The 24,683-nt window shown below is 62.0% G+C and carries 24 protein-coding genes, 2 pseudogenes and 1 riboswitch; of the genes and pseudogenes, 2 read left to right on the top strand and 24 right to left on the bottom strand.

From position 1 onward, the window contains the following. Positions 1–46 precede the first annotated feature (46 nt). On the bottom strand, positions 47–1,474 hold the full coding sequence (locus NUH19_RS11945; RefSeq protein ID WP_262316777.1) for an MFS transporter: 1,428 nt from the start codon (positions 1,472–1,474) through the stop codon (positions 47–49). 182 nt (positions 1,475–1,656) lie between these two features. Here NUH19_RS11945 and NUH19_RS11940 point away from each other — a divergent pair, with 182 nt between their 5' ends. Then, a complete protein-coding gene (locus NUH19_RS11940; protein ID WP_262316776.1) occupies positions 1,657–2,550 on the top strand; it encodes a phosphate ABC transporter substrate-binding protein PstS family protein in 894 nt (297 codons plus the stop codon). 194 nt (positions 2,551–2,744) lie between these two features. On the opposite strand, the gene NUH19_RS11935 is transcribed toward NUH19_RS11940, so the two are convergent. The 19 genes and pseudogenes from NUH19_RS11935 to NUH19_RS11850 form a co-directional block, all read right to left on the bottom strand. Further along, complete coding sequence (locus NUH19_RS11935; protein ID WP_262316775.1) at positions 2,745–3,251, bottom strand: 2'-5' RNA ligase family protein; 507 nt, start codon at positions 3,249–3,251, stop codon at positions 2,745–2,747. Between the two features lie 49 nt (positions 3,252–3,300). After that, complete coding sequence (locus NUH19_RS11930; RefSeq protein ID WP_262316774.1) at positions 3,301–3,501, bottom strand: cold-shock protein; 201 nt, start codon at positions 3,499–3,501, stop codon at positions 3,301–3,303. Position 3,502: 1 nt separating this feature from the next. Beyond that, the gene (ileS, locus tag NUH19_RS11925) at positions 3,503–6,289 is read right to left on the bottom strand and encodes an isoleucine--tRNA ligase (protein WP_262316773.1); all 2,787 of its coding nucleotides are present in this window, start codon (positions 6,287–6,289) and stop codon (positions 3,503–3,505) included. Positions 6,290–6,533: 244 nt separating this feature from the next. Then, positions 6,534–7,232, bottom strand: coding sequence for a DivIVA domain-containing protein (locus tag NUH19_RS11920; protein ID WP_262316772.1), 699 nt, complete (start codon positions 7,230–7,232; stop codon positions 6,534–6,536). 17 nt (positions 7,233–7,249) lie between these two features. Further along, on the bottom strand, positions 7,250–8,029 hold the full coding sequence (locus NUH19_RS11915) for a YlmH family RNA-binding protein (protein WP_262316771.1): 780 nt from the start codon (positions 8,027–8,029) through the stop codon (positions 7,250–7,252). Then, positions 8,026–8,301, bottom strand: coding sequence for a YggT family protein (locus NUH19_RS11910; RefSeq protein WP_262316770.1), 276 nt, complete (start codon positions 8,299–8,301; stop codon positions 8,026–8,028). The genes NUH19_RS11915 and NUH19_RS11910 overlap by 4 nt, the downstream gene beginning before the upstream one ends. Positions 8,302–8,310: 9 nt before the next feature. Beyond that, positions 8,311–8,784: a cell division protein SepF gene (locus tag NUH19_RS11905; RefSeq protein WP_262316769.1), complete on the bottom strand. Its 474-nt coding sequence runs from the start codon at positions 8,782–8,784 to the stop codon at positions 8,311–8,313. Between the two features lie 21 nt (positions 8,785–8,805). Next, positions 8,806–8,988 (bottom strand): annotated as a pseudogene (locus tag NUH19_RS13215) (cell division protein FtsZ); the annotation flags it as partial. A gap of 84 nt (positions 8,989–9,072) precedes the next feature. Then, positions 9,073–10,023, bottom strand: a pseudogene (gene ftsZ, locus NUH19_RS11900) (cell division protein FtsZ); the annotation flags it as partial. Positions 10,024–10,050: 27 nt separating this feature from the next. Next, positions 10,051–11,370 carry a cell division protein FtsA gene (ftsA, locus tag NUH19_RS11895; protein WP_262316767.1) on the bottom strand — a complete coding sequence of 440 codons (1,320 nt, stop codon included), beginning with the start codon at positions 11,368–11,370 and terminating at the stop codon, positions 10,051–10,053. Positions 11,371–11,501: 131 nt separating this feature from the next. Further along, complete coding sequence (locus tag NUH19_RS11890; protein WP_262316766.1) at positions 11,502–12,308, bottom strand: cell division protein FtsQ/DivIB; 807 nt, start codon at positions 12,306–12,308, stop codon at positions 11,502–11,504. 10 nt (positions 12,309–12,318) lie between these two features. After that, a complete protein-coding gene (murG, locus tag NUH19_RS11885) occupies positions 12,319–13,401 on the bottom strand; it encodes an undecaprenyldiphospho-muramoylpentapeptide beta-N-acetylglucosaminyltransferase (RefSeq protein ID WP_262316765.1) in 1,083 nt (360 codons plus the stop codon). Position 13,402: 1 nt separating this feature from the next. Then, on the bottom strand, positions 13,403–14,773 hold the full coding sequence (gene murD, locus NUH19_RS11880) for a UDP-N-acetylmuramoyl-L-alanine--D-glutamate ligase (RefSeq protein WP_262316764.1): 1,371 nt from the start codon (positions 14,771–14,773) through the stop codon (positions 13,403–13,405). Between the two features lie 19 nt (positions 14,774–14,792). After that, a complete protein-coding gene (gene mraY, locus NUH19_RS11875; RefSeq protein ID WP_262316763.1) occupies positions 14,793–15,758 on the bottom strand; it encodes a phospho-N-acetylmuramoyl-pentapeptide-transferase in 966 nt (321 codons plus the stop codon). A 12-nt stretch (positions 15,759–15,770) separates the two neighbouring features. Beyond that, on the bottom strand, positions 15,771–17,948 hold the full coding sequence (locus NUH19_RS11870; protein WP_262316762.1) for a penicillin-binding protein: 2,178 nt from the start codon (positions 17,946–17,948) through the stop codon (positions 15,771–15,773). After that, complete coding sequence (gene ftsL / locus NUH19_RS11865; protein ID WP_262316761.1) at positions 17,945–18,343, bottom strand: cell division protein FtsL; 399 nt, start codon at positions 18,341–18,343, stop codon at positions 17,945–17,947. Before ftsL ends, NUH19_RS11870 begins: the two co-directional genes overlap by 4 nt. Further along, positions 18,333–19,292 carry a 16S rRNA (cytosine(1402)-N(4))-methyltransferase RsmH gene (gene rsmH / locus NUH19_RS11860; RefSeq protein ID WP_262316760.1) on the bottom strand — a complete coding sequence of 320 codons (960 nt, stop codon included), beginning with the start codon at positions 19,290–19,292 and terminating at the stop codon, positions 18,333–18,335. The genes ftsL and rsmH overlap by 11 nt, the downstream gene beginning before the upstream one ends. Position 19,293: 1 nt before the next feature. Continuing rightward, positions 19,294–19,725, bottom strand: a complete 432-nt coding sequence (mraZ, locus tag NUH19_RS11855) for a division/cell wall cluster transcriptional repressor MraZ (RefSeq protein WP_262316759.1) — start codon at positions 19,723–19,725, stop codon at positions 19,294–19,296. Positions 19,726–19,964: 239 nt separating this feature from the next. After that, positions 19,965–20,288, bottom strand: coding sequence for a hypothetical protein (locus NUH19_RS11850; RefSeq protein ID WP_262316758.1), 324 nt, complete (start codon positions 20,286–20,288; stop codon positions 19,965–19,967). Between the two features lie 130 nt (positions 20,289–20,418). Between NUH19_RS11850 and NUH19_RS11845 the strand changes: the two genes are divergently transcribed. After that, positions 20,419–20,526 (top strand): DUF4044 domain-containing protein, encoded by a 108-nt coding sequence (locus NUH19_RS11845; RefSeq protein ID WP_262316757.1) that lies wholly within the window; start codon positions 20,419–20,421, stop codon positions 20,524–20,526. A gap of 56 nt (positions 20,527–20,582) precedes the next feature. Here NUH19_RS11845 and thiT read toward each other — a convergent pair whose 3' ends face one another. The 4 genes from thiT to NUH19_RS11825 all read right to left on the bottom strand — a co-directional run bounded on the left by thiT (position 20,583) and on the right by NUH19_RS11825 (position 24,679). Next, positions 20,583–21,188 carry an energy-coupled thiamine transporter ThiT gene (thiT, locus tag NUH19_RS11840; protein WP_262316756.1) on the bottom strand — a complete coding sequence of 202 codons (606 nt, stop codon included), beginning with the start codon at positions 21,186–21,188 and terminating at the stop codon, positions 20,583–20,585. Between the two features lie 44 nt (positions 21,189–21,232). After that, positions 21,233–21,329, bottom strand: a riboswitch (TPP riboswitch). Between the two features lie 94 nt (positions 21,330–21,423). Beyond that, positions 21,424–22,860, bottom strand: a complete 1,437-nt coding sequence (gene cls, locus NUH19_RS11835) for a cardiolipin synthase (RefSeq protein WP_262316755.1) — start codon at positions 22,858–22,860, stop codon at positions 21,424–21,426. A 374-nt stretch (positions 22,861–23,234) separates the two neighbouring features. After that, complete coding sequence (locus tag NUH19_RS11830) at positions 23,235–24,038, bottom strand: amino acid ABC transporter substrate-binding protein (RefSeq protein ID WP_262316799.1); 804 nt, start codon at positions 24,036–24,038, stop codon at positions 23,235–23,237. Continuing rightward, positions 24,038–24,679, bottom strand: a complete 642-nt coding sequence (locus tag NUH19_RS11825) for an amino acid ABC transporter ATP-binding protein (RefSeq protein ID WP_262316754.1) — start codon at positions 24,677–24,679, stop codon at positions 24,038–24,040. Before NUH19_RS11825 ends, NUH19_RS11830 begins: the two co-directional genes overlap by 1 nt. Positions 24,680–24,683: the final 4 nt, after the last annotated feature.

Genomic DNA, 24,683 nt, shown 5'->3' with positions numbered 1-24,683 from the left:
CACGCAGTCGCACCAGGGGGCGTTGGCGCCGGTCGGGCCGGCCGCCCTAGTTTCTCGTCTGCTGGCGCATCCGGTAGGCCGTCAGCGCCACCGCCACCAAGCAGATTGCCGCGGCAACGGCGAAGGCCACGTGCATCCCTTGAATGAAGTAGTCGGGATGCTGCGGCAGGTAGGTCGTCACCTTCCGGCCGGCGGTGTGGCTCATAGCCCTGAACAACACGGTGGTGGCCGCCGAAATGCCGACCACCATGCCGAGGTTGCGCGCCAGCGCGTTCAACCCGCCGGCGATGCCCAGGTCCTGCGGCGCCACGGCGCTCATCACCACCGTGTTGTTCGGCGACTGGAAGCTGCCGTTGCCAAAGCCCATCACCCCGATCAGCACGATGACCAGGCCCAGCGGCGTCGCCAGGTTCAAGAAGGCGTAACCCAGCTGGCTGATTAAGATCACCAGGAGGCCGACCAGCGTGATTTTGTACGGCCCGATTTTATCCGACAGGCTGCCGGCCAAAGGCGCGACGATGACCTGGACGATTGGGAAAATCATCAGAATGTAGCCGGCCGTCGTCGCCGACAGCCCCCGTGCGTTTTCGAGGTAAAACGGCGAGATAACATTGAAGAAGAAGTTGGTGACAAAAATCAAGAACCCGGCCAGCAGGCTGATGGTGAACTCGGCGTTTTGAAACAGCTTGAACGACACCAACGGCGCCTTGTGCCGCCGCTCGAGGCGGGTGAATAGCCCAAGCGCCAGAATTGCGACAACGAACAGCGCAAGCACCCGCCAGTCGCCAAAGCCCACCACCTGCCCCAGGTTGACGGCGACGAAGAACGGGACAATCACCGCCACGAAGCTGGCGAAGCCGGCCCAGTCGATCGGCGCATGGGACGGCGCGAGGTCTTTGGGCAGCACCCAGTGGCCGACCGCCATGGTCAACAGGCCGATGGGAATGTTGATCCAAAAAATGTAGCCCCAGGGCAGCTGGCCCAGAATCAGGCCGCCGATGCCGGGCCCGGCAATCGAGCCGACCGAGACGAACGAGCCGATCAACCCCAGCGCCTTGCCGCGTTCCTTCATCGGAAAGACCTCGGTGATGATGCCGTTGTTGTTGGCCATGGTCATCGACGCCCCAAGCGCCTGCACCACCCGGGCGGCTAACAGCAGCCCGAAACTGTGGTTGAAGCCGGCCAAAAGCGAGCCGATCGTGAACAGCACGGTGCCGAGGCGAAAGATGCGAATTTTGCCCAGCGTGTCCCCCAGCTTGCCCATCAGCAGCAGCAAGGCGCAGATCACAATCAGGTAGCTGGACACCACCCACTCGGCCTGGTTCATCGGCACTTTGAGGTCCTTGGCCATCACCGGCAGCGCGATGTTGACAATGGAGCCGTCCAGCGTGGACATGATGGTGAACATCCCCACCGCGGTGATGATCCACCAGCGGTTCTTTTGGACGACCGGGTCGTTGACGTAGCTTTGCATGATTGCCTCCCGCAAGATTGATTACTGATTAGTATACGCCGATGTTTTCTGAAAAGCCAAGTGGCAGGGCCGCCATTTTTTACACACTTTACAGAATCGATACGCAACCGATACAGGAAATTGCCCGAATCTTTACGCGCCGCCGGTACAATGAGCCTATCCTAATTGATGGGGGAAAGATAATGAAGAAAACTGGTTTGTTCACTACCTTAGCACTACTGTTCGTCCTGGCCGGCTGCGGCAGCCAAAACGCGCAAGGCGAGGCCAAGAAGTCAACCTCAAGCAGCGCCACCACCTCAACCAAGATCGTGGCGGTCGGTTCCACCGCCCTGCAGCCGCTGGTCGAGGCCGCGGCCCAAAATTACCAGCAGGCGACCCCTGGCGCCGACATCACGGTGCAAGGTGGCGGCTCCGGCGCCGGCCTCAGCCAGGTGGCTAGCGGCACCGTCACCATCGGCAACTCCGACATTTTCGCCCAGGAAAAAGACGGCGTCGACGCCAACGCCTTGGTCGATCACCAGGTCGCCGTGGTCGGCATCGCCCCGGTGGTTCACCCCGGCACCGGCGTGACCAACCTCACCCACCAGCAGCTGCTGGACATCTTCACCGGCAAGGCGACCAACTGGAAGCAAGTCGGTGGTAAGGACCAAAAAATTGTGGTGATCAACCGCGCCCAAGGCTCCGGCACCCGCGCGACCTTCGAAAACCTCGGCCTGAAGACCACCAAGGTCGTCACCACCCAGGAACAAGACTCCAGCGGCACCGTCATGAAGATGGTCAAGCAGACGCCGGGCGCAATCTCCTACCTCGCCTTCTCCGCTATCCAAGACGGCGTCACGCCGGTCGCCCTGGACAACGTCAAACCAACCGACGCCAACGTGACCACCAACAAGTGGGTGATCTGGGCTTACGAGCACATGTACACCAAGGGCTCGCCGAACGCCGCAACCGCCAAGTTCATCAACTACATCCAATCCGCCAAGGTGCAAGACACCCTGGTGAAGAAGATGGGCTACATCCGCGTCACCGCGATGAAGGTGGCCCGGACCCACGACGGCAAGATCGAAGACAAGTAACGACACCGAATGCTGGGCCATAAGTCGCACTTAGCCCAGAGTACAAGGCGGCCACCGCGTGTTTCCCGAACTTAGGAAACGCGTGGTGGCCGCCTTGTGCGCGTGGGCGTTGACATATGGCCCGCACTGTGATGCAACTTTCGTGTTCAATTCGGGCTGGCCGATCTCTGGCCAACCCTTTTCTTGCGTCTCCCCTAGCGAATCGCCCAGCGGGCAAGCTCTTGGTACGGGTCACAGGCAATCAGCACCAGCCTTGGTTCGACCAGCGTCAGCGGCGTGAACCGCGCCGTCAGCCAGATGAGCGCGGCGTTCAGGTTGGCCGGGCCCAAGTGTGAGGCCAGGGCGACGTGAGGCTGCCACCCATCAGGCGCGTAACGCGATGTCGGCGCTGCGTCGCCCAGCGCGTTGGCCAGCCGGTTCGCCGCAACTAAGCCCGGGGTCCACAGCGGCGCCGCGTACACTACCGCAGGGATGAACGCCCCGAGACTGGCCAGCCGCACCGGCCCGACCGCAAACTGACCCACCGCAGCCGCGACGCGTGCCTGCACCGCCGCCCCGCCTGCGGCGCTGAAGGCGGCCAGCGTCAGGTGCGGCGGCACCCCCGCGGGCTGTCCAATCAGCTGTCCGATCCCGGCGCGCCAGGCGACCAGGGTCTGGGCCGCGTGGTCTTCGAACTGTAGAATCAGGGCGAATTCGGTCATTGAGTCCTCCGATGGCAAACGGCCACCGCGTGTGCGATGACCGTTCGGCTTAATTCTTGACTTGAACGTTGGCTGCCTGCGGACCGCGCGGGCCCTCGACAATCACAAAGTCCACGACGTCGCCGGGGTGCAGCGTCTTGTAGCCCCCGCCGAGAATGGCGGAGAAGTGGACGAACACATCCGGCTGGTTCTCGACTTCGATGAAGCCGAACCCCTTGTCCTCGTTAAAGTTTTTCACGCGTCCCTGCATGTTACGCCTCGAATCCTTCGGCCACTGCCTCCGGGAAGTTTTCGGACACGATCTTGGCGCAGCGTGCGCACAGCGTCGGGAAGTGCGGGTCCTGGCCCACCGTCTCGGTGGTCATGCGGCAGCGCGCGCAGACCTCGCCCTGGGCGTGCTCGACCAAGACGGCCACGTCGTCGAAGGTGACGGCGTCTTCCGGCACCGCGGCCCCAACAGGTGCCACGGTGAAGGCGCTAGTGATCAGAAGCTGCATCACGTTGGCGTCAAGCCCCGCCAGCAGGTCGCGCACCGCCTGGTTCGGGTAGACCGTCACGCTGGCCTCCAGCGACTTGCCGATGACCTTGGCGTCGCGGGCGGTTTCAAGCGCCTTTTGCACGTTGGTCCGGAAGACCATGAACCCGCGCCACTGCGCGAGCAACGCGTCCGAGCCGACGAAGTGCTGAGCCACGGGCATCTCGCTCAAGGCGGCGTATTGGGCCGACTGGTGCAGGTACGGCCAGATTTCCTCCGCGGTGTGCGGCAAAATCGGGGTCAGCAGCTGCGTCAAGGCAACCAAGGCCTGGTACATCACCGTCTGCATCCGGCGGCGCAGCAGCGAATCCGCGCCTTCGATGTACACGACGTCCTTGGCGAAGTCGAGGTAAAAGGCCGACAGGTCGTTGACCAAGAAGCTCGAAATCATCTTGTCGACGGTGGCAAAGTCGTAGCGGTCGTAAGCCGCCTTCACCGCTTCGATCACCTGGTTCAGCCGCACGGCCAGGTACTGATCGACGCTGCCGAGGTTCTCATAGGCCACGGTGTTGGCCGCCGGATCGAAGTCGCTGGTGTTGGCGATCATGAAGCGCAGCGTGTTTCTGATCTTGCGGTAAGCATCGCTGGCCTGGGCGAAGTTGTCCATGGACACGCGAACGTCGGAGCTTGAGTCGACGGTGGCGACCCACAGGCGGATGATTTCGGCACCGTACTGCTTCTCCACCACGTCCGGTGCGATGGTGTTGCCCAGGCTCTTGCTCATCTTGCGCCCTTCGCTGTCAAGCGTGAAGCCCTGAGAGAGCACCTGCTTGTAAGGCGCCTTGCCGTGAGCCGCGACGCTGGTGATCAGGCTTGAGTTGAACCAGCCGCGGTACTGATCGGAGCCTTCCAGGTACAGGTCGGCCGGGTAGGTCAGCTCGGGCCGTGCCTCGCAGACGCCGGCCCAGCTGGAGCCAGAGTCGAACCAGACATCCATGATGTCGGTTTCCTTGGTGAATTCACCGTGCGGCGAGTGGGCATTCGTATAACCCTCAGGCAACAGGTCCTTGGCCTCACGCTGCGACCAGACGATCGAGCCGTACTGGCCGAACAGGTCGGCGACGTGGTCGATGGTGGCCTTTTCCAGAATCGGGGTGCCGTCTTCGGCGTAGAAAATCGGCAGCGGGACGCCCCAGGCACGTTGCCGGGAAATCACCCAGTCGCCGCGGTCCTTGATCATGTTGTGCAGGCGGGTCTTGCCCCAGGCCGGCGAGAAGCTGGCGGTGTCGATGGCGGCAAGAATCTGATCGCGAATCGCGTCGATGGAGGCGAACCACTGGGTCGTGGCCCGGAAAATCACTGGCTTCTTGGTTCGCCAGTCGTGCGGGTAGCTGTGGGTGAAGAAGTCGAGCTTCAGCAGGCTGCCGTTAGCCTTCAAGGCTGCGGTGACCAGCGGGTTGGCCTTGTCGTAGAACACACCGGTGAAGCCCGGGGCGTCTTCGGTCATGAAGCCCTTCTCGTCGACGACGGACAGCACCGGCAGGTCGTACTTCACGCCGCACTTGTAGTCGTCTTCACCATGGCCCGGCGCGGTGTGGACCAGCCCGGTCCCGGCGTCCAGCGTGACGTGGTCGCCCAAGACCACCAGGCTGGTGCGGTCGTACAGCGGGTGCTGGCCGGTCATGTACTCAAGCTGCGTCCCCTTCAAGGTCTGCAGCACGGTGACGTTCTGCCAGCCAAGCGTCGCCTGAATCTTGGTCAACAGCTCACTTGCCACGACGTACTTCTTGCCGTCGGCGTTGACCTGAACGTATTCGAAACGGGGGTTGACGGCGATGCCTTCGTTGGCCGGAATGGTCCAAGGCGTCGTGGTCCAGATGATGAAGCTGGTGTCTTGATCCAGCAGCCCCTTCCCGTCCACGACCTTGAAGGCGACGAACATCGACGGTGACTTGACGTCGTGGTACTCGATTTCGGCCTCGGCCAGGGTGGATTCCGAGGACCAAGACCAGTACACCGGCTTCAGGCCGTGGTAGATGTAGCCCTTTTCGGCCATCTGCCCGAAGACGCGAATCTCTTGCGCCTCGAACTCCGGCTGCAAGGTGATGTACGGGTGGTCCCAGTCGCCCAGCACCCCGAGGCGCTTGAAGTCGGTGCGTTGCTTTTCGATTTCCTTCATCGCGAACTGGCGGCACAGCTCGCGGTACTCGGCCCAAGACATTTCCTTGCGGTGAACGCCTTTTTTGGCCAGCTGCTGCTCGATCGGCAGGCCGTGCGTGTCCCAGCCGGGCACGTAAGGGGCCCGGAAGCCGCTCATCGACTTGTAGCGAACGATGATGTCCTTGGAAATCTTGTTCAAGGCGTGGCCCATGTGAATGTTCCCGTTGGCAAACGGTGGCCCGTCGTGCAGCACGAAGCTCGGCTTGCCGGCGTTGAGCTTTTGGCGCAGCTGGTACAGGTGGTTCTCCTCCCAAGCCGCCTGCATCTGCGGTTCCTTGGTCGGCAGCCCGGCTCGCATCTTGAAGTCGGTCTTGCCCAGGTTCAGCGTATCTTTGACTTTCATAGTCTCCTCCTAAAAATGTCCGGCGGCACAAAAAAAGATTCTCTCCGAATAGGACGAGAATCTCGTGGTACCACCTAGGTTCGGGTCGCAATGACCCCTCAATGCCCGATAACGGTGGTGACCGGTGCGGCCTACATCTCGACTGCACAACTGCGAACTGATACCAAGACGCGCTTGTGGCTCGGGCTTCCACCGTCCCCGATTCGCTGACCTGCCGCCACGCCTGGCTTGTGTTCTGACGTTACTATTCCGCGTCCGGGTTCTCAGGTGCCGGCGTCGCTTCCGCATCGTCCGACGCCGCTGCGTCATCGGTTGGGAACACGATTTCGGTGTACTTGGTCTGCCCGTCGCTTTCTTCACTTGCCTCTGAGTTTACTGAATCCTGGGGGGTGTTGTCAAGCGGTGCCGGTGCGTTGGCCGGATCGAGGTACTCCGCGGCCTCGGTGGTGCTGGCCAGCAGTTCCTTCCACTCCGGGCTCTTGACGACTTCCAGCTGGCTTTCAAGCATCACCTGCAGGCGCTGGCGGAAGACGCGAGTCTGGCGCTTCAGGTCCTCGGTTTGCACCGTGATGGTCTTGGCCTTGTCGGTCGCATCGCCGAGGATGTGGTTGGCCTTGTCGGTCGCATCCGTCAGGAGGTTTTGCGCGTTCTTTTCGGCCTGCTGGGTGATCAGTTCGGCCTCTTGATCCGCGTTCTTCTTGACCTTGTCGGCGGCCTCCTGGGCCACGATGATCGACTGGTTCAGCGCATCCTTGAGGTCGGTGAAGTACTTGATCTTGTCTTGCGTCTCCGCCAGGCTCTTTTCAAGCTCCTCGTTGTGCTTGATTGCGGCGCTGTAATCCTTGATGATCTGCGCCAGAAAATCGTTGACCTCGTCTTTGTCGTAACCGCGCATGCGGCTGGCGAATTCCTTGTTGTGAATGTCTAATGGACTGAGTGCCATAGAAGTTCCTCCCCTACTCATTTGTGAATGATCTCAACGTCGAGCTTTTGCTTGCCTTTCTTGGTGACACCCAACAGTGCCCGCACCCGGACCCGCCCAAAACCCCGCACCGACACGATGTCGGCCACGCTGATGGCCGCATCCGGCGCCGTAGTTTCGGCAAAGTTCAGCCGCACCTTATCAGTGTCAACCAGGTGCTTGGCCCGGGCTCGCGACAGGTTGAAGGCGTGGCCGACCAGGCTGTCCAGCCGCAAGCCGGACATGGTGAGGCTCGCCGCCTCCCAGTCCGTCACCGGTGTCACCAGGTCGCCCAAGTCGATGGGAATCAGCCGCACCGCAATCTTACCGATGCGCGTGATGTTGGTCGCCACCCACTCTGACATACTGGCGGTGGTCACAATCTGCCAGTGGCCGGCCGCCGTCAGAATATCACCGAACTGGGCCCGGGCGATGCCCGAGTTGGCGAGGGTGCCAAGCACCTGGCTGTGATGCAGCTCGGCGAACTTTTGCGGGTACTTGATTTCCATGGCGGCCAAGGCGTAATCCTCAGGCGCCGGTTCGAAGTAGTCAGGCGCAATCAGCGCCCGGCGCCGCTCCGCTTGCGCGATGCCGCCGAACAAGTGCAGCTTGACGCTGTCCGACCGGGCGATCAAAGTCTCTGCGATGTAGGCCTGGCGCGGATCCAAAAAGTCGGTCAGCACCGGCCGGTACTCGGTCGTCGCGGTCTCAATCTGCTCCAACACCGTTGCGATGAACGGCGCCTCATCTTTTCTGAAGTGCTGATCTAAGTCGCTCACAGTGCCGTCACCAAGAGCCCGAACAGCTGCCCAAGCAGGCGCTGAACGAAGCCAAGCACGAAGAACGCGAGCAGCGGCGAGAAGTCCATACCGGCAAAAATCGGCAGGAAGCGAAACAGCCGCAGGTAAGGCTCGCACAACCGGGCCAACAGCCGCCCCAGCGCCGATTCACGGGCCCCGGGGAACCAAGACATCAGCACGTACACCACCAAGGCGAGCATGTAGGCCTCAAGCGCCCAGCTCAAGACGCGATAAAGCCAGAAAATGAACATAGGCACCTCCTAGGGGGTTGCCAGGTCGAAGTCGGCGTCTTGGCCGACCGTGTCGGCCAGACTGCCGTCGATCTGGAAGTTCGCCGGTGTGACCAGGAAAATCATCTCGCCGATGCGCTTGATCTCGCCGTTGATGGCAAAGACGGTGCCGGTCAGAAAGTCGACAATGCGGGTCGCATCGGCCGGTGTGATGCGGTCGAAGTTGACCACCACCGCGCGGTTGTTCAGCAGGTGGTTGCCGATTTCCTTGGCGTCCGAGTAGATGCGGGGCTCGTACACCACAATTTTGGCCGCCTTGGTCGCCGGGTCGCTCATCGCGACCACCTTGTTACCGCGAAACGGTGCCGTGACCGGCCGCGTGTTAGCGCCGTCGGTCGCCGCACTTGGCGTTGGCTGAGCCGTGGCCGGCTCGGGCTGCTCGGTGTCTTCGGGGTCCATGGCGAAGAACTGATTGAATTTGGAAGAAATTTTTTCAAAGGCCATCGCCTTCACCTCCGTTCGGGATTACTGGCGGCGAAACCGGAAGAATGGCGGCTGGTCGTCGCCTTTGTCCCCGTCGTCTGCCTGCGGCTGGCTTTCGAAGATGTCAAAATCCTTCTTCTCGGCCTTATCCAGATTCTGTTCGGCCGGCGCCTGGCGCTGGCTCGGTTCGCGGCGCAGGTCCCAGTTGCCGAAGGGATCGTCGGCCGGCTTGGCCGCTGGCTTGCTGGCCGGAGCGGCCGGGCGGCTAGCAGCACCGCGGCTGCCGCGACTCTGCTCAACGGCGGCCTCGTCGATGCCGGTGGCAATGACGGTCACCACGACCTCATCGCCGAGCTCCTCGTTAATCGAGGTCCCGAAGATGATGTTGACGTCGTTGGTCGCGGCCTGGGCCACGATCTCGCTGGCGTCTTGGGCCTCAAACAAGGACAGGTCCGGACCACCGGTGATGTTCAACAGCACCTGCTTGGCGCCGTCGATCGACACCTCGAGCAGTGGGCTGGAAATCGCCTTCTTGGTGGCCTCGATGGTGCGGTTCTCGCCGGTGGCGGAGCCGATGCCCATCAACGCGCTGCCCTGGTTGGCCATGACGGTCTTGACATCGGCGAAGTCCAAGTTGACGTAGCCGGGGCTGGTGATCAGGTCGGAAATCCCCTGAACGCCTTGGCGCAACACGTTGTCGGCGGCGTGGAAAGCCTCAAGCATCGGGGTCTTCTTGTCGACGATTTCAAGCAACCGGTTGTTGGCGATGATCACCAGCGTGTCGACCACGTCCTTGAGCTGCGAAATGCCTTCGCTGGCGTTCTTGGCGCGGCGCGGGCCCTCGAAGGTGAACGGCCGCGTCACAACGCCGACCGTCAACGCGCCGAGGTCCTTGGCAATCTTGGCCACCACCGGGGCAGCCCCGGTGCCGGTGCCACCGCCCATGCCGCAGGTGACAAAAATCATATCGGCGCCTTCAAGCGCCTGCTGAATCGCCTCTTCGGACTCTTCGGCCGCCTTTTGGCCGATGTCGGCCGTGGCGCCGGCGCCGAGCCCGCGGGTGAGCTTCGGACCGATCTGAATCTTGGTTTCGGCGTTGGAGTTGGCCAGCGCCTGAACATCCGTGTTGGCCGCGATAAACTCCACGCCTTTGACGTCTTCTGCAATCATGCGGTTGACCGCGTTGCCGCCGGCGCCACCGACCCCGATGACCTTGATCACTGCCCCGGTGTCGTTTTGTGCATCAAGTGAGAATTCCATTGTCGTTCCTCCTAGGAAAATCTTTTATTATTCGAAGAAATTGCCGAAGAAGCGACGCAGTGCAGAAGGCTTCTTCTCTTTGGGCGTAGTGGCCTCCGGCTCCGTTGTCGGGGCCGGGGTGGTGGCCAGCTTGGTCACTGTCTCTTGGGCCACCTGACCCGCAATCGGGGTCGGCAGCACGGCGGCGACCAGAATGTCGATGTCGGTCATCTTGGCGGCCGCGGTGATGAGCCCCAGCGCCTGGGTGAACGCCGGGTGGCGCAGCCCCATCTCGTCCGGCATGAAGCGCTTGACGGCCAGGGCCTGGTCGCGACCCTGCCCCAGCACATCCTGGGCCAGCTCGATGATGCCGGGCAAGGCGGTGGTGCCACCGGTGATGACGACCCCGCCGGGCAGGTCCAGCGCATTGGCCTGGGCCAACGCGCTGTGTAGCCGGTCAAAGATCTGGGTCAGCCGCGCCTCGATGATCTCGGCAAGGTACTTCTCGGAGATCATCGCCGGCTCGGTTTTGCCGACCACCGTGACCGGGAAGCGGTTGCCCTCGGCGGCCGCCAGCGAATCGGCGGTACCGTAGTCGCGCTTGAGCTTCTCGGCGTCCTTGAAGTCGGTGTTCAAAACCTGCGAGATGTCCTTGGTGACGTACTCGCCCCCCTCGGGATCCACGGCGGTGAACTTCAGCTTGTGGTCGTGAATCACCGCGGCGGTGGTTTGCCCACCACCCAAGTCAATCAAAACGGTGCCGAAGTCCTGCTCGCCGTCGCTCAGGGCCACCTGCGCCGCCGCCAGCGGGGCGACGACCATGCAGCGAATGGTCAGGCCGGCCTTTTCGATGGCCTTTTTGGTGTTATGTAAAACAGTCTTAGGCACCGTGAACAGCAGCCCGTGCATCTCCAAGCGAACCCCCACCATGTTGCGCGGGTCCTTGATGCCGTCGAAGCCATCCACGATGAATTCCGTTGGCGAAAGCGAGAGAATTTCGCGTTCGGGCGGCAGGTTCCGCACCAAGGCGGCCGCCGCGACGGCTCGCACATCCGCGTCCTGAATCTCCTTGGACTGGTCGCCAACCGCAATCATGCCGGTCACCGGCTCAATCTGCAAGGCGTTGGCCGGCACCCCAGCCACCACCGAAGAGATCTTGATCGATGCCTTCTCCTCCGCCTGGGCCACGGCGCCTTTGATCGCGCCGGCCACCTTGTCGATGTCGACGATCACGCCGCGGGAGAGCCCTTCCGAGCGCTGACTCCCCACCCCGATCACGTTCAATGCGCCTTGCACAGACTCGGCCACAATGACCTTGATCGACGTCGTCCCGATATCAAGACCAACGTATAAGTCGCGATTTCCCATGTCGACCGAACCTCCTTTGCCAATCGTAATTATTCTATGATAAACATGACTAGTCCAAGTTTACCACAGGGGCCTAGACTTCGTACCCCGTCAATTCAGCAAACCCAATGAAAATTTGAATATTATGCATTTCATTTTGAATAAGGGGTGAAAAACGCCCCGACTTCCAAGTCAACGGTGCCTTTTTGCTTCACCTGCGCCACTATCGCGGGGTAATAACTGATTTTCTTCGCAACGGTTCGCGAGTCAGCCACCACGGTGTTGCCGTCGGTCATGGTCATCGTGATCTGGTAGGGGTTGCCCCCACCGCGCGTCGCCTTGACCTCGCTGACCGTTCGCCGCACCGCGCCGGGGAACTTGCGAACCGCGATGGCCATCGCCGCCGCGTCCTTTTTCCCAAAGGCGCTAAACACCGGGTAATTATCCAGCGGCGTGGTGGTGCTAGTCGACATCTCCGCGCCGTTCTCCAAAATCATGCGGTAGCGCCCTTTTTGCAGGACGTACCCCACCGGCGCGTACTCCAAGACGTGGAAGGTGACGCGGTTGAACCCGGCCACGCTCACCGAGGCCGCCTGAAGCTCCGGCACCCGTTGCTTGATGCCGCTCAGCACCTGCCGGCGGTGGACCAAGAGGCCCAGCACCAGCTTGGTTTCGTCCAGCCGGCTGGCATCGATGACGGTTTGAATCGGCACGTTGCGTGTTCCGGTCACGGACACGGTCGCGACCTTGGCGATCGGCGACACCATGTAGCCCAAAAACGCCAGGAGGAGCAGGAGCGGCGTCAAAATCAGCGCCAGGTTGCGATTGCGGTGCCGGGCTCGCAGCCGCTGCACGGTCGGCAGCTTCAGCTTGGCCGGATGCTTGTTGCTTCGCGCCTGCTTGGCCTGGTAGGCCTCCCACGGCGTAAGCGGATCTTGAGTTGGCTTTTGTCTGCCCACGCCGAACACCTCACTTCATGACAGATTGCAGCACTGCAACCAGCGCGTCGCCGGCCGTCGGGGTGCCAAGCGCCTTGGCCGCCTTGGCCATTTGCAACAGCCGCGGATCGTCTTGCATCAGCTCGATGATCGTGTCGGCGAACTGCGCGTCAAGCTCCGGCTCAGTCACCACCAGCGCCGCCCCCTTGACCGCCAGCGCCTGGGCGTTGACGAACTGGTGGTTGTGCGTGACGTTGGGACTTGGAATCAGGACGCTGGGCAGCCCCAGGGCGGTCAGCTCCGCCAGGCTGGTGGCGCCGGAGCGACCGATCACCAGGCTGATGTCCGGCAGGATGCTCGGCATGTCGTCGACGTAAGGCACCACCGCCACGTTGGTGGAAAGCGGCGGCAGCTGGGCCTTGATGCGGTCGTAGTGAACGCTGCCGGTCACAAACAGGGTCTGAAAATCCGCCTGACCGAACGCTGGCAGCGCCGAAAGCGCCGCCTGGTTGATTTTCGGCGCCCCGCGGGAGCCGCCGAAGATCAGAAGTGTCCGGCGCTTAGGGTCGAGACCGAAATCGGCCAGCCGGTCGTTGGGCAACAGCCCGGCCACCTGCTGGGCCCGGGGATTGCCGGTCACGACGACCTTCTTAGCCGGGAAGCTGGCGGCCACCTCGGGAAAGGTGATCGCAATCTTGGTGACAAAATGCGCCAGGAACTTGTTGGTCACGCCGGCCACCGAGTTTTGCTCGTGGATCACGGTTGGAATGTGCAGCTGCGTCGCCGCAAACAGCACCCCGGCCGAGACGTAGCCGCCGGTGCCGACCACGACGTCGGGCTTAAAGTCGCGCAGCAGGCGCCGCGCCTTTTTGAGCGAGCCCAAAAAGAGGCTGACGGTGCGAACGTTCTCGAGCGTCAAGCGGCGCTTGAACCCCTGCAGGCTCAGCGTCTCGAAGGGAATGCCGGCCTTTGGCACGATGCGGCTTTCCAGCCCTTTGGCCGTCCCAACGTACAACACCGCGTCAAGCTGGCCGGTGGCCTTCAGCCGCTCGATCAAGGCCAGTGCCGGATAGATATGGCCGCCGGTGCCGCCACCGGAAATCATCAGGCGCATCTCATTTCTCCTTTTCTGCGTATTGCTCGACCGCCGCGATGAACAGATCGCCGCGGGTCTCGAAGTTCGGGTACTGATCCCAGCTGGCCGCGGCCGGCGAGAGCAAAATCACATCACCGGGCTCGCTGGCAGCAAAGGCCAGCGGCACCGCGGTCTGCACGTCTTGGGTCGCCTCGACCGGAACGCCGGCCGCCTTGGCGACGTCGATCAGCTGCTGGGTGGTTTCGCCAAAGACAATCATCTTGCGAACGTGGGCCTTGACCAGCGGAATCAGCCCGGCCAAGGACAGCTTGCGGTCAAGCCCCCCCGCCAACAGCACCTCGGGCTGCTTGAAGGCCTCGATTGCCACCGTGGCCGCCTCGACGTTGGTGGCCTTGGAGTCGTTGTAAACCTTGCGGCCGTCAACGGTGGCCACGTACTGGATGCGGTGGCGAACGCCGGTGAAGCGGGTCAAAACCGCCCGGATGGCGTCATCCGAAACACCGGACAGCTTGGCCGCAGCGATGGCGGCCAGTGCGTTTTCGATGTTGTGCTCGCCGGGAATCTGCATCAGGTCGGCCGCCATGATGGCGTGGCCGTCAAAGCACAACTGCCCATCCTCAAGCGTCGCCCGGGCGCCGTCAGCGCCAAGGCGGGAGAATGGCACGATGGTGGCCGCACTCTTTTTGGCCAGCTCGTGCATCTCAGGCAGGTCCCAGTTCATGATGAAGTAGTCGTCAGGCGTCTGGTTTTGGGTGATGTGCATCTTGGCCGCGACGTAATGGGCGCGGTCGCCGTGGTAATCCAGGTGAGCCTCGTAGATGTTGGTCAACACCGCGATGTGCGGGTGCAGCGTCCGGGTGCCGACCAGCTGAAAGCTCGACAGCTCAGCGACGATGGTGTCGTCGGGGCCGGCCTTTTGCGCGACGCCGGACACCGGAATGCCGATGTTGCCGGCGTCGTAAGCGTGACCCTTAGCGCGGTCTTCGTTGAGCATCAGGCCGATTAAAGTCGTCGTCGTGGTCTTGCCGTTACTGCCGGTGATGCCGATCCAGTTGGCATCGGAGACCTGAAAGGCCAGCTCCGGCTCGGTGATGATCGGGATGTTCAGTGCCTGGGCACGTTGGACCATCGGGTTGGAGTAAGGAATCCCCGGATTCTTGACCATCAGGGCGAAGTCCTCGTCCAAAAGCGCCACCGGGTGGCTCCCGGTGATCACGCGAATGCCTTCGGCCAACAGCGCCTGGGCGTCCTTGTTGTCGTCGAAGTCCTTCTTGTCGTTGACAGTAACCAAGGCACCGAGGCGGTGCAGGAGCTTGGCGGCGTTCACACCGCTTTTGGCCAGGCCCAAAACCAGGACCTTCTTGTTTTGATACGAGGTGATCTGTTTCATGATTAAACTGATCTTCTTTCTACATGAATAGGAGCAGGTACAGGCCGCCGGCAACCGCGCCGGTCAGCCAAAAGACGATGTCGATGCGCCACTCGGACCAGCCGGACATCTCAAAGCTGTGGTGAATCGGCGTCATCTTGAAGACGCGCCGGTGGAAGAAGTGGTGAACGAACACCTGGATCATCACGCTGGCGGTTTCGCAGACGAACACGATTCCAATCAAAAGCAGCGACCACGGCCGGTTCAGCAGTAAGGCGACCACCGCCAGCATCCCGCCCAAGGCCAGGCTGCCGACGTCGCCCATGAAAATCTGGGCCGGCTTGTGGTTGTACAGCAGAAACCCGATCATCGCGCCGATGGTGACCAGGCAGAGAATCAAGACGTCGGTGCGGGCTTCCTGGACGGCGATGATCGCGTAGGTCCCAAAGGCCACCACGTTCAGCCCGGCACACAGGCCGTCGATGCCGTCGCTGAGGTTGACGGCGTTGGAGAAGCCGACCAGCCACACCACCGCGAAGACGACGTAGACCCAGGCGACGTTGAGGCTGCCGACGAACGGCAGCGCCAGCGTGTGGGGAAAGCCCTCGTGAAAGTACGCGAGCAAAAACACCGCGGCGCCGACAATCTGGCCCAGGAGCTTCTGCCAGGCCTTGAGCCCGAGGTTGCGCTTCATGGCCACCTTGATGAAATCATCGAAGAAGCCCAAGGCGCCGTAAAGCACCAGAATGAACAGGCCGATGAGCAGGCTCAGGGTCAGCTGCCCCTGCCACCAGCCGGCAAACAACGCGCTGGCGACGATGGCGATCACCAAGATCAGGCCGCCCATGGTCGGGGTGCCGTTCTTTTTGGCGTGCCACTTGGGGCCAATCTCGCGAATCGTCTGGCCTTCCTTGCGCATCCGCTGGTAGCCGATGAACAGCGGCAACAAGATCACCGTGATGGCAAAGGCGGCCACCATCGGGATCAACATCTCTGTGAATTGCATTATCCTACCCCATTACTTAGTTTTGGCGAAAGTGACGGTCACGGCCTCATCGCCCAGCAGCGCCCCGCTGGCCAGGCTTTGATGGGTTGCGTAACCCGTGCCGCTCAGTTTGAATTTTTTACCAGTCAATTGCGCTAATTTTAACACATCGCTCTTGGACCAGCCAGACACGTCCGGCATGGTCATCGCGCCGTTGGTCAAAAGCAGCACCCGGGCCCCGGTCAACGCCGCGGTCTTGGCCTGCGGCAGCTGCGCGACCACGCGGTTGCCGGTGCCGACCACCGCAGCGGCGAGCTTGGCCTTGGTCACCGTGGTTTGGGCGGTGGCGACGCGCTGGTTGGTGACCGCCGGCACGGTGGCCCTGCTGGCCGCTCCGCTGGCGGCGGTGCTGGCATCAAGCGCCAGGGCCCGCTTCAACAGCGGCTGGAAAATCTGGTTGATCTTGGTGGCAATCGGCGTTTCCACGTTTTTTTGCGACTGCTGTAAGGTGACGTACACGATGTACTTGGGCGAGCTCGCCGGGGCAATCGCCATCACGCTGTGCAGCGCGTTGTCGCCGGCCGTGACGTAGCCCTTGCCATCGGCCCGGGGAATCTGCGCCGTCCCGGTTTTCATCGCCAGATCCACGCCCTTGATGGCGTATGGCACCCCGGTCCCGTTCTTGTCGGAGACCACCTTCTTCATCGCATCCAGCACCGCCGCCGCCGTGGTCGCCTTGATCGGCTGACCGACGACGCGGCGCTTGTAGTTGGTCACCTTGCCGGTCTTGGAGACCGTCTGCTTAATCAGTCGCGGCTGAATCATGGTGCCGCCGTTGGCGATGGCGGTGGTGGCCTGAAGCATCTGCATCACGTTGACCGAAATCCCCTGACCAAAGGAGATGTTCAGCCGCTGCAGTGGGTTTTTGAGGGAGTAGGTGCCGGCGTTTTCGTTGGGCAGCGCCACCCCGGTTGCCTCGGCGAAGTGGAAGGCCTTGAGGTACTTGGCCTCGTTGGCCTCGCCCAGCTCCTGTTCGATGCGCACCATCCCAGTGTTGCTCGACCGCGTGAAGGCCTCGCTCAGGGGAATGGACCCCCAGCCGACCCCGTCGTTCCAGTCGGCGACGGTGCCACCAGCCACCTTGATGCGCCCGGACTTGTAGTACTCGTTGGGTTGGTAGGTGCCGGCGTCGATGGCGCTGGCCAGCGTGACGATTTTCATCACCGACCCCGGCTCGTAGACGTCTTCGACCAAGGCGTTGCGCCAGGTCGTCAGGCCCTCTCTGGTGCTTGGGTCGAAGGTCGGCCGCGAGCTTGCGGCCAGGATTTCGCCGGTTTTGGCGTTCATCAGGACCGCGTTGAGCACCTTGGGCCGGTAAGCGGTGGCCACCTTGGTCATTAGGGTCTCCAGGTACGACTGCAAGCTGGCATCAAGTGTCGTGGTGACGGAGCCGCCGTTCACGGCGCGTTGGATCTTGGTCTTGGCCTGCGGCAGCTTGAAGCCGTAGACGTCGTACTGGGAGCTGGTGTAGCCGTTGGTGCCCGTCAGGAGCTTGTCGAACTGCTTTTCAAGCCCCATCACCCCGAGCAGCGGGTTGGCGGTGTTGGACTGCGGCGTCGCCAACCCGATGGTGTAGCTGGCAAAATCCCCGTTGGGGTACAGGCGCGACGGGCTGTCGGTGAAACCGATGCCAGATAGGTGCTGCGCCTCGATTTGCTTTTTGATGGCCAGCGACAGCCCGGACCCCGCCTTGCCGAACTCGACCTGGTAGGGATTGCCCTTGGGGTTCAAGTAGGTCAACAGCTGCTTGACCGTCAGCGGCAGGTACTTGGCCAAAACCGCCGCGGTGTGCGGCTTGTCGGTGACGTACAGCTTCTTTTTGCCGTCCACATTGGGCTTGCCATCGGTGGTTTTGGTGCTGACCACGGCGTAAAGGGTGTAGGTGTTGGCGTCTTCGGCAATCACGCTGCCGTGGCGGTCGTAGATGGTGCCGCGCTTGGCGGTCAGCACCGAATCGCGGTGGTACTGCTGGACGCGGTAGGCCTTGAGGTCCTTGGAATCGACCGTGCCGCCCAGCGCCACATACGCAAAACGACAAACGAACCCAAGCCCCACCAAAGCCGTCACCGCAATCAGCAGAATGCCGAAAAGCTTGCGGTTGCGTTCAGGATGTCTCGCATTCGTTTGTCGTTTGGGAGTCATGTTTTTCATTTATTCGTCACACGCTTGATGTTGCCCTCGATCACGGTGAAGCCGTGGGCCTTGGCAAAGTTCTCGAGGCGGCTGGAGTTGGACAGCTCCCCCACCGTCTGCTTGGCGTCGGCGACACCTTGCTGCTGGACGGTGGTTTCGCGCTGCACGGTTTGAAAGCTCCGGTTCAGCCCCGCCAGCTGCATCTGAGTGGCCAAGTAGCCCATGGCGAAAATCACCACGGCCACCCCGCAGACGCAGGTCAACAGGCGTTCAAGCGGGCTGAGGGCCAGGTGACGGCGTGGCTTCGCCTGCGGCTTTGGCGCAGGCGCCGGGGTTGGCACCGCGGCCGGCTTGGGGGCCGGCCGGAACGCGGGTTGCGCGTAATCGAGCTGTCTTGCGGTGTTATCCTGCATCAACGTCGCCTTCCTTCATCACTTTTTCAATCACGCGCAGCTTGGCGCTGTGGGCCCGGTGGTTCGCCGCAAGCTCCGCGGCACCGGGCAGAATCGGCTTGCGGTTGGGCAAACGAAAGTCCGGGGCGAGCCCCGCCGGCACCACCGGCAGGTCGCGCGGCAGGTCCGGCAGCGTGGTGGCCTCGCGAAACATGGTCTTGACCAGCCGGTCTTCAAGCGACTGGAACGTGATCACGCTGATGCGACCGCCCGGAGCCAGCAGGCGCAAGGCCTGGGTCAGCGAGTCCTCAAGCGCCGACAGCTCATCGTTGACCGCGATGCGAACCGCCTGAAACACCCGCTTAGCGGGGTGACCGCCGGTGCGACGCGCCGCGGCCGGGATGCCGGCCTTGATCAGCTCAACCAGCTCGAAGGTGGTCTCGATCGGCTTTTCCGCCCGCGCCCGTTCGATCTGCCGGGCAATCGGCTTGGCGAACTTCTCCTCACCGTAGCGGCTGAAGATTCGCACGAGCTCCTGAAAGGACCACTCGTTGATCACCACCCGGGCAGACAAGGCCTGGCTTTGGTCCATGCGCATGTCAAGCGGGGCATCGAAGCGGTAGCTGAAGCCCCGCTTGGAGTCGTCGAACTGCGGCGACGACACGCCGAGGTCGTACAAAATGCCATCGACGGTCGTCAGGCCACTGGCCCCCAAAGCCGTCTCAAGCTGACGAAAGTTCTTATGTATGAGGTGTAGATTGGCCCGGTCGCCCAGGGTGGCCTGGACCGCCGTGATGGCGGCGGCGTCTTGGTCGAAGGCGTAAAGCTGACCCGTGGTCAGCTGACTCAAAATGCGCTTGGTGTGACCGCCGCGGCCGAGGGTGCAATCGACGTAGGTGCCGGCCGGCTTGATGGCCAAGGCATCGGTCGCCTCCTGGAGCAGGACGGTTTCGTGTTTGAATTCTGTCATATTAAAGTCCAAAGTCCATTAGATTTTCGGAAATGTCGTCGAAGTTGTCCTCGGCGTCGGCCGCAAAGCTGGCCCACTTGTCGTCGCTCCAGATTTCAATGCGGTTGGCCACCCCCACCAGCGTGCAGCCTTTGGCGAGGCCGGCGTGTTCGATCAAGGGCTTGGGAATGTTGATGCGGCCCTGGCGATCCAGCTCGCACTCGGTGGCCGCCGAGTAGAGAAAGCGGGTGAAGGTTCGCGCGTCCTTCTTGGTCAAGGGCAGCGTGGCGACCTTCTCTTGCAGCTTCTCCCACTCGGCCTCAGGGTAGCCGAACAGGCAGCCGTCCATGCCGCGGGTGAGCACAAAACTCGCACCCAGCTGCTCGCGAAACTTGGCCGGAATGATCAGCCGGCCCTTCGCATCGATGCTGTGATGAAACTCACCCATCAACATGGCGACACCTCCCCTGATATTGTTATTTTCAGTCTACCACATCCCCCCACAATCCACCACCAAACTCCCCAAAATGGCCGCACGAAACTGTTGTTCGCCCATTGTTTGGCGCGGCGGCACAAAAAAACCTTGCGCCGCCAAGCAGCGCAAGGTCGTTATTCTGAAAGACGAGTGGGGACTCAGCCCATTTAATGCGAATTGGGCCACCCGGTGGGGCCAAGGTGGGGACCAAAACCGCCTCAGCGGAAAATCAGGGCCGCTACCCACCACGCGGTGGTGGCGAGCAGCCAGGTGCGGCTCAGCCAGTGGGCGTAAACCGGCACGATCAGGTCGTAGTCCCGGGCGACGCGGTCGATCACCAGCAGAATGGCGATCGCCACCGCGCAAAACAGTGCCAGCCAGATCTGGTTGGGCGCGGCCTGAGTGCGAGCCGCCCACAGCCCCAGCAGGTTGAAGCCGGTGGCGGTGAAGTAAAACAGGTTGTTCGAAAAGCGAAAGACCATGCTGGCCAGCACGAAGGCCCAGCCGACCAGTGGCAAAATGTAGATCAGCAGCGGTTGCATGTCGCCCTCCCAGACTGCCTTCACCGCCAACGCGACGGCGAAAGCCATTTCTTCCTATCTTACCAGATTTTGATTTGCCCCACGCCCCAAAAACGGGTAAACTGAGAAAAAAGACAAAGGTGGTGGGACCGTGAAGCAGAAGAAAACCAAGTTTTGGTACATTACCCACATCGCCGCTTGGGCCATGCTGATTGTCACCGTTTTCGGCGCTATCGCGATGGCATTCTCCGCGATGTAACCGCGTCACACCAACCAAAAAGGTCCTGCCTCGACTCGAGGCAGGACCTTTTTGCGTTAAGCGGCGTGACCCAGGCCAACCGTTCGCTTCGGCAGGAACAGCTGCTTGACGCTGGTGACCAGAACCGAGATGACGATCAGCCCCAACAGACCGGACGCGATGGCCGAACCGCCGTTAATCACCAGCGAGTACAGCCAAGCCGGCATCCCCTTGGGTGCGTATGAGCCCCAAAACACCCAGCCGGCCAGGAAGTGGCAGAAGTACTTGGCTAGGGTGCCCAGCAAAATGCCACCCCAGGCGTAAAGGAACACGCGGCGCAGTTGGCCGCCCTTCAAGGCCGCCTGCAGCCGCCCGGCAAAGACGCCGCCGAGCCCGGCCACGCCGAACGCGATTGGGTACTCCAGCACCCCTTGGACCACGTTCAGGAACGACCCTTCGCTAAAGCCGATCAGCAAGAGGTCCAAGACCCCCCAGGTCAACCCCGCGGCCATGCCGGCGCCGGGGCCGCGCCGAAGTGCCAAGACGGTGACGGGAATGATGCCGTAGCTCATTTCCACCGACGAAATGCCGGTTTTGTGCGGCACGTACTCCAGCGCCATCGCGAACGCCGCAATCACGGCGATTTCAACCAGGATCAACAACTTGTCAGAATTCTTAGACAACAAAAAGACCTCCTAGGTGATTTCCCTACCACAAAGAAGGTCGACAAGTCGACGTTCACAATCCCTACGCTCGTATTAACGAACAGGTTCGAAGGGTCTGGGTTTCCCCACTCTCAGCCAATGGCTCCCCTTTGTGACGGTTCCTCACAGATTTAATTGACTTCTTAATAGTAGCATCTGCCGCTAAAAATGCAAATTTTAGCCTATCTGAAAACGCATCCGCTTTAGTCGTCAATCACAGAATCGGGGCCAAAAGCCGCGACAGCTCCTCGGCCAGCCGGGTGCGGCGCGGCTTGACCTTGGCCATCGCGTGGGTGTAGCGCAACGACGCCGCACAGTCCTTGGTGAACTGGGCGGCCGCCGCCTTGGCGAGGTCGGTCGAATAGACAAAGGCGGCGATTTCGAAGTTCAGGCTGAAGCTTCGGATGTCCAGGTTCGCCGTGCCGGTGACCAGGTACCGGCCGTCGACCACCATCACCTTGTTGTGCAAGAAGCCGGCCTGGTAAAAGTAGACCTGGGCCCCCACCCGCACCAGCCGGTCAAGGTAAAACCGCGTCGCCTTGGCCATCAGCGGCTGAGCCGTCACCCGCGGGACCATGATTCGCACGTCGATGCCGGCGTTGATGGCAATGGTCAGCGCATCCAGCAGGCTTTCGTCCGGCACGAAGTAGGGGCTTTGCAGCCACACGCTGTGCTTGGCCATCGCAATCAGTCGTAGGTACCCCAGCTTGATTGCCTCAAGCGGCTGCTCGGGGCCACCGGACACGATTTGGAGCGTGACCTGCCCGTTCGCCCGAGGCTTTGGGAAGTAGGTGTCGGCCATCGCCACTCGTTGGGCCTTGGCCGCGGTGTTCCAGTCCATCAGAAATCGCGCCTGCAGCACGGCCACGGCCGAGCCACGCAGGGCAAGGGCCGTGTCGCGCGTGATTGCGACGCGCTTGGGCGAGCTGCCGATGTCAAAACCGCCGAGAAAGCCGAGGGAACCGTCAATCACCGCCAGTTTGCGGTGGTTGCGGAAGTTGATGCGCGGGTTGGCCCGGGCCAGCCGCCCGGCGATGAACGGTGTCACCTGGCCGCCGGCATCGCGCAGCGGCTGCCAGAACGCCTGGGTCAGCCGGTGGGAGCCGAAGGGGTCGTACAAAATCCGCACCAAGACGCCGGCCGCGGCCCTTTGGGTTAGCAGATCGCGCAACGCCTGGCCGGTCGCATCCGGCTCGATGGTGTAGGCCTCGATGTGAACGTGTTGCCGCGCCGCCCGAACCGCGGTGAACAGGCGGTCGTTGAAGGCCGGCCGAGTGGTGATGAGCGTCGCCTGGTTCAGCGTCGTGACCAGCGCCCCGTCGGCCTGCAGCAGCGTTCGCACCAGCTCCGGCACCCCGGCCTCGGCGGTGGCGCGACCGATCAGCCCCGCCCCTAGCGCCACCGCCTCCTGCTGAGCCGCTACCGCGCGGTCGATACCCAGCCGCTGCTGGTTCAACAGCGCGTTGAGCTTGCTGGACGCAATTTTGCGTCCGAACAGCCAGTACAGCCCAAATCCCGCCACCGGAATCAACAGCAGAACCAACAGCCAGCCCCAGGTGGCGGAAATGTCTCTAGGCTGGCGCAAAACCGTCACCATGGCCAATCCGGCGTTCAGCGCCACGATGCCCCCTAACACCAACCCAATCCACATCCCACTCACCTCCGTTTGGCTTCATTATACACGACGGCCTGACTTTTGGCGCCGGCTTCGGGTCAACCGCCACCGGCGAGTCACCTGTCGAGACGCTGGGCCGCCTGAAAAGCGCCCAGCTGCCCTACCGAGACCCTGGTTGCCGGTGAAGGACTCGGCTGGCCTGCGAAGACCGGGCTGCCTGCGAAGGCGCAGGGCTGCCTGACGAAGACCCGGGCCGCCTCGCGAAGACCCGGGCTGTCTCGCGAAGACCTGGGCTGCCTGCGAGGGCGCAGGGCTGCCTGCGAAGACCCGGGCTGCCTGGCGAAGACTCGGGCTGCCTTTGAGACGCAGCAGCGCCGCCCTTGTTCGGGCGGCGCTGCTGGTTGTGCTGATCACTGCTGGACGGCGCCAAACCACTTCTTTTGAAGCTTGGCCACCGTGCCGTTTTGCTTCAAGACCTTGAAGCCGGCATTGATTTTCTCCCGCAAGACGGTGTCGGACTTGCGCATCCCCACCGCGAAGGCCTCGGCGTCAAAGTCGCCGGTCAGGATGCGGTAGGCCTTGGGGTCGGATTGGTGAGCGACGTAGTACCGCGCGTAGACCTCGTCCATGAAGATGCCCTGGATGCGCCCGGCGTTCAGATCCAAGAACGCTTCATTAAAGGTGTCGTACAAAACCGGCGTCTGGTTTTTGATGTAGCGTTTCAAGAGCTTGGGTTGCCCGTCAAGCGCCGCCGCTCCGCTGGAGCCGGTTTGAACCCCCAGGGACTTGCCGGCCATGTCGCTGAGCTTGGTCACGTTGTCTTTGACCTTGGTCACCAGAATTTGGTGGTTGACCAGGTAGTCATCCGAAAAGGCCACCTGCTTCTTGCGTTCCGGCGTGACCGAGTACCCGTTCCAGATCAGATCGATGGTCTGATTCTTCATCTCGGTTTCCTTCATCGACCACTCGATCGGCTGAAAGTCGGCCTTCACGCCGTACAGCTTGAACACGGCCTTGGCCAGGTCGATGTCGTAGCCGGCCAGCTGCCCGTTCTTTTGGCGAAAACCCATCGGGACGAAGGTGTCATCCAGGCCGATCACCACCTTCTTGTCCTGCTTGATGCGCGGCCAGGATTCGGCCGCCTTAGTCCTGGCACAGCCGGCGGCCAGCCCGACGGCCAGCACCAGCACCAGGAAGGTCCACAGACGCTTCATCATTGGGCGTCACCTCCGAACTTCGCGACCGTGAAGGTGGTGTCGGCCACGCTTTGGGCAAAGGCCATGTCGTGGGTCACCACCACCTGGGTCATCCCCTGGGCCTTCACGCTGTTAATCAGGTTCGCCACGCTTTGGCGCAGGTTGGGGTCAAGTGCCGAGGTCGGCTCATCGTACAGCAGAATTTGCGGGTTCAAGGCCAGCGCCCGGGCGATGGCCACGCGCTGCTTTTGGCCGCCGGACAAGGCATCCGGGTAGGCCTGGGCCTGATCGCTCAGGTCAAGCTGGGCCAACAGCGCCTGGGCCTTCGCCTCGGCCTGAGCCACGGCTTGGCCCTGAAGCGTCGGCGCCAGCGTGATGTTGCGCAGGACCGTCAAGTTGGGGAACAGCTCAAAGCCTTGAAAGACGACCCCGATCACGCCTTCCTTGCGCAGCTTGGCCGGCGTGGTCGCCTGACCGTTCCACAGGAAGGTCCCGCCATCCGCCGCGGTGAGGCCGGCGATGATGCGCAGCAGCGTGGTTTTGCCGGCCCCCGAAGGCCCGACAATCGCCAGCGTTTTTTGGTCCTCGATGGTCAAAGACAGGTTGTTCAAAATGGTGGTATCGTTGTAGATTTTGGTAATATCGACGAGTTCTAGCATGTTT

It is taken from the genome of Lacticaseibacillus parakribbianus (assembly GCF_025490915.1).
In the GTDB taxonomy this organism is placed as follows: domain Bacteria; phylum Bacillota; class Bacilli; order Lactobacillales; family Lactobacillaceae; genus Lacticaseibacillus; species Lacticaseibacillus parakribbianus.
Note: the sequence above shows the minus strand (reverse complement) of the source record. Positions and strands in the feature narration are given on the sequence as shown.